Here is a 13,325-nt window from a genome sequence, read left to right as displayed (position 1 = left end):
GGCCCTCACTGGCCAGTGTGCTGTGCGATGGGCGATGCCCCTGATGCGTTGTCGACCTGCACCTGGTCACCGGCCTTGACGTGTTGCAGGCCCTCGACCACCACCCGCTCGCCGGGGGCCAGGCCTTCGCTGACGATCCAGCGGTCGCCCTGGGCGCTGCCCAGTACTACCTGGCGGTCGCTGACCCGGGCCTGCGGGTCGACCACCAGCACCTTGGGCACGCCAGCGCTGTCACGCAGGATGGCGCGCTGCGGCACGCTCAGGCCCTTGGGCTGCACGGCCTGCTCCAGGCGCACGCGCACGTAGCTGCCGGGCAGCAGGTCGAGGTCCGGGTTGGGGAACTCGCTGCGCAGGGTGATCTGGTTGGTGCTGGGGTCGACGCTGATGTCGGAGAACAGCAGTTTGCCCGGCAGCGGGTAGGTGCTGCCATCGTCCTGGATCAGCGTGGCCCGGGCCTGGCCGTCACCGACCTGCTGCAGCTCGCCGGCACGCAGGGCACGGCGCAGGGCGTTGAGCTCGCGGGTCGACTGGGTGACATCGGCGTGGATCGGGTCCAGCTGCTGGATGGTCGCCAGTGGCGTGGTCTCGTTCTGCCCGACCAGCGCACCTTCGGTGACCTGGGCGCGGCCGATACGGCCGGAAATCGGCGCGGTCACGGTGGCGTAGCCGAGGTTGAGGCGGGCGCGTTCCAGGGCGGCCCTGGCCTCGGCCACTGCGGCATCGGCCTGCAGGTAGCTGGCCTTGGCGTTGTCGTATTCCTGGCGGCTGACCGCCTTGTCGTCGACCAGCTCGCGGTAGCGCTGCTCCTGCAGGCGCGCCTGGTACAGGGTGGCCTCGGCCTTGGCCAGGGTGGCGCGGGCGCTGTCGTGGTCGGCCTTGAACGGTGCCGGGTCGATCAGGAACAGCACATCGCCCTGCTTGACGTCGCTGCCTTCGCGATAAACCCGCTTGAGCACCACGCCCGCGACGCGCGCACGCACTTCTGCGGTGCGCGGTGCGAGGATACGGCCGCTGAGCTCACTGCTGATGGCCAGTGGCTGCAGTTGCAGGGTTTCCACCCGCACTTGCGGGGTGGGGGCCTGTTCTTCCTGTTCGGCGCTGTCGTCGCAGCCGGCCAGGGACAGGCTCAGGAACGCCAGAAGCGCCAACGGGCGCAAGCGTGGGGGGAGGGTAGTAGACATACGGATCTTCCGATGATGACCACCGGTATGCTACGGCAGGCGTTCCTTGGGTGGCTGTTAATACCTGTAGGACGAGTGTGAAAAAGTGTGAAGAACAATCCTGTCTGCCTGTAGTGTTCTATATCCTGAGTATTCCTGTGTCGGCCTCTTCGCGGGCTTGCCCGCTCCCACAGGGACTGCACAGCTTTCAAGTGCTGTTGGGTCCCTGTGGGAGCGGGCAAGCCCGCGAAGAGGCCGGTGAGGTCTTACCCCAAGCCAGATTCCCAAGCGCCTATGCCGAATATTTTCCTGGTCGAAGACGACAGCGCCCTGTCCGAGCTGATCGCCAGCTACCTGCAACGCAACGACTTCCATGTCCAGGTGATCGCCCGCGGCGATCATGTGCTGGACGAGTACCGCCGGCAAAAGCCCGACCTGGTCATCCTCGACCTGATGCTGCCGGGCATCGATGGCCTGCAGCTGTGCCGCCTGCTGCGCCAGGAGTCGCAGGGCCTGCCGATCCTGATGCTGACCGCCCGCGACGACAGCCACGACCAGGTCCTGGGCCTGGAAATGGGCGCCGACGACTACGTGACCAAACCCTGCGAGCCGCGAGTGCTGCTGGCCCGCGTGCGCACTTTGCTGCGCCGCAGCAGCGTCAACGAGCCGCGCCTGGACAACGACCTGATCCTGATCGGTGGCCTGCGCATCGACCTGGCCGAGCGCACCGTGAGCTGGCGCGGCGAAGAGGTGGAGCTGTCCAGTGGCGAGTACAACCTGCTGGTGGTACTGGCGCGCAATGCCGGCGAAGTGCTGAACCGCGACCGCATCCTGCAGCAACTGCGGGGTATCGAGTTCAACGGCACCGACCGCTCGGTGGATGTGGCCATCTCCAAGCTGCGGCGCAAGTTCGACGACAACGCCGGCGAAGCGCGCAAGATCAAGACCGTGTGGGGCAAGGGCTACCTGTTCAGCCGTGTCGAGTGGGAGTGCTGACCGCCCATGCTGAAGATTCTGGTGCGGCTGTACCTGGTGATCATCGTTGCCTATGCCGGTGCGCTGTTGTTCATCCCCGACACCATCGTCGGCCTGTTCCAGGACCGCTTCATGGCCTACAACCTGGACCAGGCCAAGGGCGTGCAGTCGCTGATCGTGCGCCAGTTCCGCCAGGCCCCGCGCGAGCAGTGGCCGGCGGTGGAGCAAGAGCTGGCCAGTGATTTCGCGCCGTTGGAACTGCAGCTGCTGCGCATGGACCAGGCTGACCTGAGCGAGGACGAGCAGGCGCGCCTGGAGCACGGCCTGTACGCCGTGCGCATCGCCGAATGGGGCTACTACGAGACGGTGCTGGCGCCGCTGGACAAGGAATGGCTGGTGCGCCTGCACTCACCGCCAGACCCGCTGGATATCAACGTGCTGTCGTGGGGCGTGACCGTACTGATCGGTGCAGCCATGCTCGGTTGCCTGCTGCTGTGGGTATGGCCGCACTGGCGCGACCTGGAGCGCCTCAAGGAAACCGCCCGGCGCCTGGGCCAGGGGCAGATGGCCGAGCGTACGCACATCTCGCCGCACTCCAACATCGGTGAGCTGGCCGGGGTGTTCGACACCATGGCCAGTGACCTGGAGCGCCACGTCAACCAGCAGCGCGAGCTGCTCAATGCGGTGTCGCACGAGTTGCGCACGCCGCTGACCCGGCTGGATTTCGGCCTGGTGCTGCTGTTCGACGAAGTGCCGCCGGCCAGCCGCAAGCGCCTGCTGGAGCTGGTGGGGCATGTGCGTGAGCTGGATGAGCTGGTGCTGGAGCTGTTGTCCTACAGCCGGCTGTACAACGCCGACCAGGCCCGCGAGCGGGTCGAGGTGTCGTTGCTGGAGCTGGTCGACAGCGTGCTCGGCGGCTTTGCCGAGGAGCTCGATGGCCGGGGTATCCTGTGGGAGGTGCGGGCCGAGGGGGATCTGCCGCGTTTTGTGCTGGACCCACGGCTGACGGCACGGGCGGTGCAGAACCTGGTGCGCAACGCCATGCGTTACTGCGACGAGAGCCTGTTGCTGCGCTTGCGCCTGGAAGACGATGGCGCCTGCCTGGTGACGGTGGAGGATGACGGGATTGGTATTCCGGTGGAGGAGCGCGAGCGGATTTTCCAGCCGTTCTACCGCCTGGACCGTAGCCGTGACCGCAATACCGGCGGGTTTGGCCTGGGGTTGGCGATCAGCCGGCGGGCGATCGAGGGGCAAGGTGGCACCTTGACCGTGGCGCAGTCGGCGTTGGGTGGCGCGCAGTTCCGGATTCGCTTGCCTGCCGGGTGAAGGGCTGCCTGTACCGGCCCTTTCGCGGGCTTGCCCGCTCCCACAGGGCATTCACAGGGTTCGAAGCCGGTGCGGTCCCTGTGGGAGCGGGCGAGCCCGCGAAGAGGCCGGGCCTGCTAATCACTTTCTGCCAGCCGGGCAGACCACAGCACAAACCGGTCCTTGCCACTGTGCTTGGCCTCGTACAGCGCCTGGTCGGCGCGCACCAGCGCCGTGGTCAGGCTGTCGCCCTGGTCCACCCGGGCCAGGCCGATGCTGACAGTCACCGGGTGCTCGCCAACGTCTTCGCGCACCCGTTGGCACAGCGCCGCCACCCGTTGCTCGGCGCCTTGCTGATCCAGCCCCTGGAAAAAGATCGCGAATTCCTCGCCGCCCAATCGGGCAAACTCGTAACCGGCCATGCTCGCCTTGATATGCAGGGCCACGCGCTTGAGCACTTCATCGCCCACGTCATGGCCGAAACGGTCATTCACCCGTTTGAAGTTGTCGATGTCGATCATCGCCAGGTACTGCTCGGCCGTGGCCAGGCGCAGCTGGCGGTCGGCCTGGGCCATGAACGAACGGCGGTTGGGGATTTCGGTCAGGGCATCGACATAGGCCTGGTCCAGCAGCACCTTGGACAGGTAGAAGTTGTGCAGCTTGGCCTTGCGCATCTGCAGGTAGCTGTAGATGACCAGGCCGCTGAGGAACACCGCGTAGCTGATCAGCATGGCGCCTTCGAGTTCGTCCGGCCCGATACGGGTGTGGTAGAACGGGTTGAGCACCACCCAGGTGATGGCCATGGCGCAGAAGAACGACCAGCGCCGCACCGGTAGCACCGACACGGCATACAGCACGGTGGAGACCCCGAGCACCAGCCACACCGGGCGCAGGGCCACCGGTATGCCTTCGATCACCAGGCGCATGCCCAGGGTGATGGAGGCGATGAACAGCAGGTTGAGCACATCGAAATGATGGCTGCGACGGGCGAACCGCAGTACCACGGTGAGGGCGCCGAGCAGGGTGATGAACAGATAGGACAGCCAGGTGAAACCCTGGCCGCCGAGGAAGCTGACGATCAGGTCGAAGACCAGCCAGATCAGGATGCTGACGCAGAATACCAACAGGCAGAATGGGCGCATGGCCTCGAATTCGTGCTGGCGGAATTCGGCGCGCAGGGCGGCTGGGGCGACCTGTTTGCGAACGTGGGCTTCGATGGTCTTGAACATTCGGGCTCCTGTGAGTACTGCTATGCCTGGCCCGGCCCTTTCGCGGGCACGCCCGCTCCCACAGGGATAGGAACCTGTGGGAGCGGGCTTGCCCGCGAAGAGGCCGGTCCTGGAGACTCAATTGGTGGGCAGAACACCCCGGGCCCATGGCCGGTAACGCAGGTCGAACACCGCCTCGGCATGGCACCCGGCGCCCAGCTTCGGCTGGGCAGGCTCAGCCCGAAACGCCTGGCCTGGCGCGCTCACCTGGCGGAACGCCTCGCGCACCACGCCTACCCCGCACGGCAAGGCCTGCTCGTAGCCCTGGCGCACCAACGCGGGCAAGCGCCCGGTCCCGGCGCCATCCTGCCACCACACAGTCAAGCCCAACCCGGCCAGTTGATCCAGCCATGCGGCATTGACCCGCGGTGAGAGTTTGCCAGCGCTGAAAGCGCTGATATGCAAAGGCTTGTCCAACTGCCGGTTGAAGGCCTGCAACTGTTTGTAGAGGGCATCCCGGCGCTCGGCCTCGCGAAAATGATGGTCGTCCAGCTCCATGGGCAGGTACCAGCCGTCCACCGGCAACTGCCACGCCTGGCGCAGTTGCTGGTACTGGCTGAGCGAGCGCCCCAGCTGCGCCTTCCAGTAACTGTTCAGGCCTTCACCGTCCAGCTCGTCGATGCGCTGGTAGTAGGCCGGGTCCATGTACAGCCCCAGCACCAGTTGCAGGCCCTGGGCTCGCGCGCTGCGCAGGCTGTCGGCCAGCCAGCCCCGGGCACCGCCGAAATCGCTGTCGCCATAGGCGCTCCACTGCACGATCAGGGTCTTGCCGCCCTGGGCCACGGTGGCGTGCCACAGTTGCTGCCACTGGGCGGGGGTGACATTGGCGTCGCGGTTGAGGGGTTGGTAGAACAGGCGCTGGTCGGCGCTGGCTGGCAGGCACAGGGCAAGCAGGCAGAGGGCCAGGAACGTACGCATCAGAAGGTCATCTCCGCACCGACCAGCACGCCGTTGGCGCGCTCGTATAGATTGCCGCCCAGCGATTGCTGGTATTCGGCACGCACTTTCAGCGAACCGCGGTAGGCGTTGTAGCGGTCGTCATCGAACCACCATTGCCAGCGCACACCAACCCCGGCCCGGGCGTCCTGGCGCCAGTCGTTGCTCGGGTCCTGGCTGGAAAACTCGACAAAGCCATAGGGCATGATGGTTTGCGGCGAGCTGCCCGGCAGCTTCCAGGCGTGGCCCTGCTGGTAGCGCGACAGCCAGGCGTGGTCGCCGGCACGGGTCCACCAGGCGGCGTCGAGGTAGAGGAAGCGCTCGTTCCAGTCGTCTTCATCGACCCGCCAGTCGTTGCGCCAGTCGCCCTGGTCGAGGAACGAGGCGGTGGCACGCAACAGCAGGTCGTTGCTCGATTCGGCGTGGTGACGCAGGTCGCCCCAGTTGCCGCCGACCTTGGCCGGGCTCAGCAGCTGGCCCAGGCTCAGCCCGCGATAGTGCTCTTCGTCGATCTGACGCTGGTGGTACAGCTCGGCATACAGGTTGAGGTTGGCCTGGCCGAATGGCTTGTAGCGCAGGCCGACACCGGTGCCCATGCTTTGCGCGTAGTCGGTGCGGCTTTGCCCACCGAACAGTACCCGGCCATACACCGACAGAGTGCTGCCGTTGCGGCTGGGCTCTTCGCCCAGTGCGTGGTCCCACATGGCCAGCTGCACGTTCTGCGATTGCGCGCGGCGCGAAGTGCCGCTGCGCTGGCCATTGTCGAGGAACTTGTCGTTGGTCGAGGTGCCGGCCGGCGACCAGGTGCTGGCCAGGGTGATGGTGTCGCGCCGCGACAGGCTTTCGTGGGCGCGGCGCTGGCGGTACTTGCGGGCTTCCAGGCTGCCGTATTCGTCGTCGCCGTCGACCAGGTCCTGCTCCACATCGAGGATGCGGCGCAGTTCGCGGCGCGCCGAAGCGCTGTCTTCGGCTTCGTCGTAGCGCAAGGCCAGCGTCTCGCCAAGGCGGTAGTCCTCGGGGAAGTCGTGGGTGGCGCGCTCCAGGTAGGGGATCGACTGGCGGCGCTGGGCCTTGTCCGTCGAGCTGGCCAGGCGCATGCCGTAGTCGGCGCGGTAGCGTGGCTGGTCGGGGGCCAGGCGCACGGCTTCGGCCAGCCAGGCGCTGCTCTGGGCACTGTCGCCAGCCAGTTGCGCGGTGCTGGAGGCAGCGTAGTAGTGGTCGGCCCGCGGGTTGTGTGCCAGGGCCTGGCGCTGGAAGCCCAGCGCGGCCTGGTAATCGCCTTGGCGCTGGGCGATGGCGGCACCCAGGGCCCAGTCGTCGGCGCTATCGTGCGCGGCGGCGTCCCAATAGCGCCGGGCCGCTTGTGCGTCGCCGGCGTTCAGCGCGCCACGGGCGGCGGTGAGGCGGGCGTTGTCGGTCCAGGCGCTGTCCGGCTGGGTGCGCCAGATGGGCAGGGCCGCTTCGGAGTCGCCAGCGGCTTCCAGGGCATAGGCCAGGGGCAAGCGGCTCTCGCTGTCGCCCAGGCGCTCGGCGGCCTGGTAGTAGACCACCGCTTCGCCGGGCTGGTCGGGCATGGCGCAGCGGCCCAAGGCGCGGTACTGGCCGGGCTCGCTCGGGGTGGCCGGTACGGCCTGGCGCACGGCATCGCACTGGCCAGCCTCGGCCAGGCGGCCGAGCAGCTGGGCCCGGGTACTGGCGTCGACCCGAGGGATCAGGCCGAGCATGCGGCGGCTGTCCAGCGGCCCGTCGTTGCGCGCATACAGGTTGCCCAGGCGCTGCAGCAGCGACGGTGCAAGGCGGCCCTGGTGGCGGTCGTAGGCCTGCTCCAGCAGTTGCCGGGCGTGTTCGCCATGGCCCTGTTGTATCAGCAGGAAGGTGGCTTGCTCCAGTGCGGCCATATCGCCGCTCTGCCGATAGCGCTGCTCCCATTCGGCGGCGGTGCGTGGTTGCGGCGGCTGGGGCGGGTCGCCGTACAGGCGTTGCTTGAGCACGGCGTAGGCCCTTGGGTCGGTGCTGGCGGTGCAGCCCTTGAACTGCTCGCGCGCCAGCTCCGGGTCGCGGCGCGACAGCCAGTCGACGGTTTCCAGGCAGGGGCGTTGCAGTTCGTTGCTCAGGCGCTGTACCAGCGGCGCGTCATCGCCTTCGCGGGCCAGCTCCCACAGTTGCTGGCGCTGCTCGGGCTGGTTCAGCTGCGCGGCGGGCAGTGCCTGCAGCCAATGCCGGGCCTGCTGGTTCTGGCCGACGGCGATGGCGCGGTTGGCCATGGCCAGGCGGGCCTGGTTGGCTGCTTCGGGGGAAGGGGCGCTGGGCAGCAGCGCGTTCAGCCCTTTTTCATCTACCTGCTGGATATAGGCATTGGCCAGGCGCTGCCAGTCTTGCGCAGGCAACTGGCCTTGGTCGGCCAGCGGCTGCAGCTGTTCGATGGTTTCCTTCCAGTTGCGCAGTTGCTCGGCGAAGTTGGCCCGGGCCAGACGCAGCACTTGGCCGTCCCCCTGAGGCGGCAGATGGTTGAGCCAGTCCAGCGCCTTGGCGGCACCACCGTATTTGGCCAGGCTCAGGCTATAGGCCTGCCACAGGCGTACCCGGTGGGTGCCGTCGCTGCTGGCCAGCCACTGTTCCACCTGGCTGGCCGGCGGCGGGTCTTGTTCGATCCAGGCCAGGCGCAGTTCAAGCAGGGCGTTGGCGTATTCGGGGCTGTCGCCCAACTGTTCGGCAAGGGCCTCGGCCTCCTTGTAGCGGCGCTGGTGAGCCAGGGCCTCCACCAGCAGCGCGCGGGCTTCGTCGTTGTTCGGCACCCGGCCCAGCACGTGGCGGGTCAGGCGTTCGACCTCGGCCCAGTTGTCCTTCTTCGCTTCGCGGTAGCTGCGCTCCATGAACGGGTAGCTGGTGAACCGCTGAAAGTCGGTCATCGGCGCCGAAGCGGCGCAGGGCAGGGCGGCGGAGCACAGCAACAAGCCAGTGAAAGTGAGGGAAAAGCGCGGCTTCATGCCACCTCCCGGGTCAGGTCAAAGGCGGCCTGCTGTTCGCTGGCCTGTTCGATCAGGGCCTGCTGCAGCACCTGCTCGGTGATGATGCCGCGGGCAATCAGGTGCTCGCCGAGGCTCTGGTGTTCCGGGTCGAAGTCGATCAGCGCCTGGTTGAACAAAGTGACCGGGACCATGCCGCGCACCTGCAGCAGGGCGCCGAGCATCACCTGGTGGTGGCTGACCTGTTCCAGCAGCACTTCGTCGTCCTGGTGGCGCTCGAGGATGGCCAGCATGTCGCGGGTTTCCGGCTTCTGCCAGGGGCTTGGGTAGTGGTAGCGCAGGCCCAGGGTCACCCGGCCCTGGGGCGCCAGGCGGGCGCTGACCGGGCGCTTCAGGTGGCGGCTGATTACCCCCAGCGACACCTGGCTGACCGGGCTTTCGCTGGCCAGCACCAGCGTGTCGCCGTCTTCGGCCACCGGCAGCACGCCATAGTGCGTCGCCAGCTTGCGCGGCAGTTTGGCGATCAGCTGCGGGTCGAGCTTGAACGGGTTGAGCGGTGCCCAGGGCAGGTCCATCTGCTCGGCCAGGGTGGCGACCAGCTGTTCGCTGTTCAGCCAGCCGCGCAGCAGCAGTTCGCGGCCCAGGCGCCGGCGTACCGGGCTGGTGATCGCCTGTTGCAGCTGTTCGTCGCTGATCAGGCCCTTGGCTACCAGGCGCTGGCCCAGCGGCGTGCGGGCGGGGGCGGCGATGGCGGGGAATTCGTGAGTGGTCTTGTCCCAGGCCACGCGCCGCGAGTCACCCATTTCCATCACCTGGCGCAGGGCGCGCAGGTTGGCGAAGAAGTTGACAAAGTTGCTCCACATCATCCGCGGTGCCGACAGCAGCCCTTCGCCAATGCCATAGAAGCTGGTGACGAACCAGGCGCGCTGGAACAGGCGGTTGAACAGCATCAGCCCGTTCAGCCACAGCAAGGTGGTCAGCAGCCAGCTGTCGCTGAGGATCGACATGAAGCGCCACGACTCTGGCGCAATCACCGTGACCAGCCACATGGCCAGCAACACCAGCAGCAACAGGTTGACCAGGAAACTCAGCAGGTAGGCGAACAGGCCGCGGCGGTCGCGCCAGAGGAAGTAGTTGAGCGCGCCCTTGCGACTCCAGCCGAGGTTGCTGGTGCCCTGGAACACGATGCCGACGATCCACCGCGACTTTTGCCGGATGGCATGCTGCCAGTCGCGCGGGAAGTGCTCGCGCACGCAGATCACCTGGGAAAATTCGCGGCTCATGCCCGGGCGCCATTCCTGCTTCAGGGTCAGCGCCGGGTCGGTGATGGAGTAGCGGGCGAAAATGCACTTCATGCCCTTCTGCTTCAGGCGGAAGCCGATGTCGTAGTCTTCGGTGAGGCTCTGCACGTCGAAAGCGATGCCGTCACCGTCCTCGAGCAGCGCGCTGATGGCGCGGCGGCTGAAGCAGGTGCCGACCCCGGCGCTGGGCACCTGGCCGGTCAGGGCCTCGCGCACGATCACGTCCTTGCCGTGGTTTTCGGCAAACTCATCGACATAGTGGCCGGCGGTGAAGCCTTTCCATTCCGGTGCGTAGGGGTACACCGGGATCTGGATCATGTCCTTGTTCGGCAGCAGGTAGTTGAACAGGCGCAGCTCCATGGGCGAGATCACGTCTTCGGCGTCGTGCAGGATGAAACCGGCAAACTCGATGCCGGCGTCCTGCTGGAAGCGCAGCAGCGCGTCGATGATGTTGTTCAGGCAGTCGGCCTTGCTGGTGGGGCCGGGGCGAGCGCAGACCACCTTGTGCACGTTGGGGTAGTGCAGGCACACGGCGTCGACATCGGCCTGGGTTTGCGGGTCGTTGGGGTAGGTGCCGACGAAGATCTGGTAGTTCTCGTAGTCGATGGTCGAGGCAGCCAGGCGCGCCATCTCGCCCACCACGCCCACTTCGTTCCAGGCCGGGACCATGATGGCCAGCGGTTTCTCCGGTACCTCGAACAGGCGTTTTTCGTCGGCTTTCTCGTACTTGTCGTAGATGCGAAAGCGCCGGATCAGCTTGCGGCCCCAGTAGCACAGGTCGATGAACAGATCATCCAGACCCAGCAGGAACATCAGCGAGGCCAGGATGATCGCGAGGATCTTCAGGCCGAACAGCACGTAGGTGAGGAAGTCGATGAATACCAGGCTCATTTGCCGGTCACCGACAGGAAGGGGTGGGCCATCGTCTTTATCCTCGTTCGATTCCCTGGACGAAGTTGTACGACTTGCTGCCGTTTGTACTGGATAGATACAAGCAGCCGAACGCGGGGTTGTCCAAATTTCAGGCTTTTTCTTGTGGGCCACTTCTTGTAGTTTTACAGGTCGTTTACCCAGGGAGCTGAACATGCAAGGCAAGGCACGCAAGATCGTCCAGGCCATCCTTTATGAGGCCATCGCCGTCGCCTGCGTGGCGCCCGCGCTGGAGCTGGCGTTTGGTGCCGGCATGGCGCAGTCGACCGTGCTGTCGGTGCTGATGTCGGGCATCGCGATGAGCTGGAACATGGCCTACAACTGGGTGTTCGAACGCTGGGAAGCGCGCCAGCACCGGCGTGAGCGCACGTTCCTGCGGCGCCTGCTGCATGCGCTGGGCTTCGAGGGCGGGCTGGTGCTGATCCTGCTGCCGCTGGTGGCGTACTGGCTGGATGTCAGCCTGTGGGCGGCGTTGCTGACCAACCTGGCGTTGTTCGTGTTTTTCTTCGTTTATGCGTTTGTCTTCCAGTGGGGCTTCGACAAGGTATTCGATGTGCCGCTTTCGGCGCAGCAGGCCAAGTGTTGACTTTGTGCTGCGCTACCGGCTAAGTTCCTACCCCATGAAAACTTTCCAGCACGTCAACGCCATTATTATTACCGCCATTATCAGTTTGGCGGGCTAGCGCGTACGTGCACCGAACCCGCCCTGGAGGCGGGTTTCTTCTCTCTGACTCCTGGGCAACGTGAACACAGCCAAGGAGTCATCGATGACCAGCTTCGTCAGCCCTCGTTCTACCGTCACCCCCCAGCAACTGCTGTCGGAGCAGGTGCGGCGCATTCTTGCCGCCCCGGTGTACGACCTGGCCATCGAAACGCCTTTGCAAGCTGCGCCTGCGTTATCTGCCAGCCTGGGCAACCAGGTATTGCTGAAGCGGGAAGACCTGCAGCCTACCTTTTCGTTCAAGATCCGCGGTGCGTATACCCGCCTGTCACGGCTGAGTACCGTGCAGCGCGAGCGCGGGGTGATCACCGCCTCTGCGGGCAACCATGCCCAGGGCGTGGCCCTGGCGGCATCGCACCTGGGCATGAAGGCCACCATCGTCATGCCTACCACCACGCCGTCGCTGAAGGTGGAGGGTGTACGCTCGCGCGGTGGTCATGTAGTACTGCACGGCGAGAGCTTCCCCCATGCCTTGGCCCATGCGCTGAAACTGGCCGACAGCGAAGGCGCCACCTTCGTGCCACCGTTCGACGACCCGGATGTGATCGCCGGGCAGGGCACCGTGGCCATGGAAATCCTGCGCCAGCGCCCGGGTGCGCTGGACGCCATCTTCGTGCCGGTGGGTGGCGGTGGGCTGATCGCTGGCATTGCCGCCTATGTGAAGTACCTGCGCCCCGAGGTGAAGGTGATCGGCGTCGAGCCGGAGGACTCCAACTGCCTGCAGGCTGCCATGGCCGCTGGTGAGCGGGTGATCCTGCCGCAGGTCGGCACCTTCGCCGATGGTGTGGCGGTGGCACAGATCGGCGCCCATTGCTTCGAGCTGTGCCGGCACTTCGTTGACGAAGTGGTGACCGTGAGCAGCGACGAGCTGTGCGCGGCGATCAAGGACATCTATGACGATACCCGCTCGATCACCGAACCGTCCGGGGCCCTGGCCGTGGCCGGGATCAAGAAGTACGTGGCGCGCGACGGCGTGCAGGGGCAGACCCTGGTGGCCATCGATTCCGGGGCCAACGTCAATTTCGACCGCCTGCGCCATGTGGCCGAGCGTGCCGAACTGGGCGAGCAGCGCGAGGCGATCATCGCTGTCACCATTCCGGAACAGCCGGGCAGCTTCCGCGCCTTTTGCCAGGCACTGGGCAAGCGGCAGATCACCGAGTTCAACTACCGCTATTACCCCGGCAAGGAGGCGCGGCTGTTCGTGGGTGTGCAGACACACCCGCTGCACGACCCGCGCGATCAGTTGCTGGCCAGCCTGCGCGAGCAGGGCTACAGCGTACTGGACCTGACCGACAACGAACTGGCCAAGCTGCACGTGCGCCATACCGTTGGCGGCCATGCCGCGCCCGGCGCTGACGAGCGGGTGCTGCGCTTCGAATTCCCCGAGCGCCCGGGGGCCTTGCTGGGCTTTCTGGAGCGGCTTGGCAAGCGCTGGAACATCAGCCTGTTCCATTACCGCAACCATGGTGCGGCTGAGGCACGTGTATTTGCGGCGCTGGAAGTACCGAGGGATGAGTTGGCGGGGTTGCCGTTGGCGCTGGATGAGATGGGGTACCGATACTGGGATGAGACCGACAACCCGGCGTACAAGCTGTTCCTGGGTTGATACGCAAACCTCATGCAGCCTGTACGGGCTTCTTCGCCGGCAAGCCAGCTCCCACGGGTGTAGCGTTGATCTCGAGGTTGTCGCTGTACCTGTGGGAGCGGCCTTGTGTCGCGAAAGGGCCGCAACGCGGCCCCAGGATTGATGCGCAATAGTTGAA

At 66.0% G+C, this 13,325-nt stretch carries 9 protein-coding genes; 4 read left to right on the top strand and 5 right to left on the bottom strand.

What is annotated here, in order from left to right; all coding sequences use genetic code 11:
* Window positions 1-5 precede the first annotated feature (5 nt).
* On the bottom strand, window positions 6-1,181 hold the full coding sequence (locus ACGLHT_RS25860) for an efflux RND transporter periplasmic adaptor subunit (RefSeq protein WP_024087211.1): 1,176 nt from the start codon (window positions 1,179-1,181) through the stop codon (window positions 6-8).
* Between the two features lie 273 nt (window positions 1,182-1,454).
* Between ACGLHT_RS25860 and ACGLHT_RS25855 the strand changes: the two genes are divergently transcribed.
* A complete protein-coding gene (locus ACGLHT_RS25855) occupies window positions 1,455-2,156 on the top strand; it encodes a response regulator transcription factor (protein WP_003259958.1) in 702 nt (233 codons plus the stop codon).
* Between the two features lie 6 nt (window positions 2,157-2,162).
* Window positions 2,163-3,461, top strand: a complete 1,299-nt coding sequence (locus tag ACGLHT_RS25850; protein WP_274119905.1) for an ATP-binding protein — start codon at window positions 2,163-2,165, stop codon at window positions 3,459-3,461.
* A 116-nt stretch (window positions 3,462-3,577) separates the two neighbouring features.
* On the opposite strand, the gene ACGLHT_RS25845 is transcribed toward ACGLHT_RS25850, so the two are convergent.
* From ACGLHT_RS25845 to nrfB, 4 genes are all read right to left on the bottom strand, one after another.
* Window positions 3,578-4,669 (bottom strand): diguanylate cyclase, encoded by a 1,092-nt coding sequence (locus ACGLHT_RS25845; RefSeq protein WP_274119904.1) that lies wholly within the window; start codon window positions 4,667-4,669, stop codon window positions 3,578-3,580.
* Window positions 4,670-4,786: 117 nt separating this feature from the next.
* Window positions 4,787-5,626 (bottom strand): DUF4434 family protein, encoded by an 840-nt coding sequence (locus ACGLHT_RS25840; RefSeq protein ID WP_137164123.1) that lies wholly within the window; start codon window positions 5,624-5,626, stop codon window positions 4,787-4,789.
* Window positions 5,626-8,631: a phage receptor gene (locus ACGLHT_RS25835; RefSeq protein ID WP_274119903.1), complete on the bottom strand. Its 3,006-nt coding sequence runs from the start codon at window positions 8,629-8,631 to the stop codon at window positions 5,626-5,628. The genes ACGLHT_RS25840 and ACGLHT_RS25835 overlap by 1 nt, the downstream gene beginning before the upstream one ends.
* Complete coding sequence (gene nrfB, locus ACGLHT_RS25830; RefSeq protein ID WP_274119902.1) at window positions 8,628-10,802, bottom strand: cyclic di-3',5'-guanylate-activated glycosyltransferase NrfB; 2,175 nt, start codon at window positions 10,800-10,802, stop codon at window positions 8,628-8,630. Before nrfB ends, ACGLHT_RS25835 begins: the two co-directional genes overlap by 4 nt.
* Window positions 10,803-10,995: 193 nt before the next feature.
* On the opposite strand from nrfB, the gene ACGLHT_RS25825 reads away from it, so the two are divergent.
* A complete protein-coding gene (locus ACGLHT_RS25825; protein ID WP_003259966.1) occupies window positions 10,996-11,427 on the top strand; it encodes a PACE efflux transporter in 432 nt (143 codons plus the stop codon).
* A gap of 181 nt (window positions 11,428-11,608) precedes the next feature.
* Window positions 11,609-13,168, top strand: a complete 1,560-nt coding sequence (gene ilvA, locus ACGLHT_RS25820; protein WP_274119901.1) for a threonine ammonia-lyase, biosynthetic — start codon at window positions 11,609-11,611, stop codon at window positions 13,166-13,168.
* Window positions 13,169-13,325 lie beyond the last annotated feature (157 nt).

The organism is Pseudomonas sp. PsB (genome assembly GCF_043658375.1).
GTDB classification, from domain to species: Bacteria; Pseudomonadota; Gammaproteobacteria; order Pseudomonadales; family Pseudomonadaceae; genus Aquipseudomonas; species Aquipseudomonas putida_Z.
This window is presented reverse-complemented; position numbering and strand designations above follow the sequence as displayed.

Excerpts from the sequence above, each read along its gene's own strand:
- ACGLHT_RS25860 (WP_024087211.1), bottom strand. The coding sequence starts at position 1,181 with ATGTCTACTACCCTCCCCCCACGCTTGCGCCCGTTGGCGCTTCTGGCG.
- ACGLHT_RS25855 (WP_003259958.1), top strand. The coding sequence starts at position 1,455 with ATGCCGAATATTTTCCTGGTCGAAGACGACAGCGCCCTGTCCGAGCTG.
- ACGLHT_RS25850 (WP_274119905.1), top strand. The coding sequence starts at position 2,163 with ATGCTGAAGATTCTGGTGCGGCTGTACCTGGTGATCATCGTTGCCTAT.
- ACGLHT_RS25845 (WP_274119904.1), bottom strand. The coding sequence starts at position 4,669 with ATGTTCAAGACCATCGAAGCCCACGTTCGCAAACAGGTCGCCCCAGCC.
- ACGLHT_RS25840 (WP_137164123.1), bottom strand. The coding sequence starts at position 5,626 with ATGCGTACGTTCCTGGCCCTCTGCCTGCTTGCCCTGTGCCTGCCAGCC.
- ACGLHT_RS25835 (WP_274119903.1), bottom strand. The coding sequence starts at position 8,631 with ATGAAGCCGCGCTTTTCCCTCACTTTCACTGGCTTGTTGCTGTGCTCC.
- nrfB (WP_274119902.1), bottom strand. The coding sequence starts at position 10,802 with ATGAGCCTGGTATTCATCGACTTCCTCACCTACGTGCTGTTCGGCCTG.
- ACGLHT_RS25825 (WP_003259966.1), top strand. The coding sequence starts at position 10,996 with ATGCAAGGCAAGGCACGCAAGATCGTCCAGGCCATCCTTTATGAGGCC.
- ilvA (WP_274119901.1), top strand. The coding sequence starts at position 11,609 with ATGACCAGCTTCGTCAGCCCTCGTTCTACCGTCACCCCCCAGCAACTG.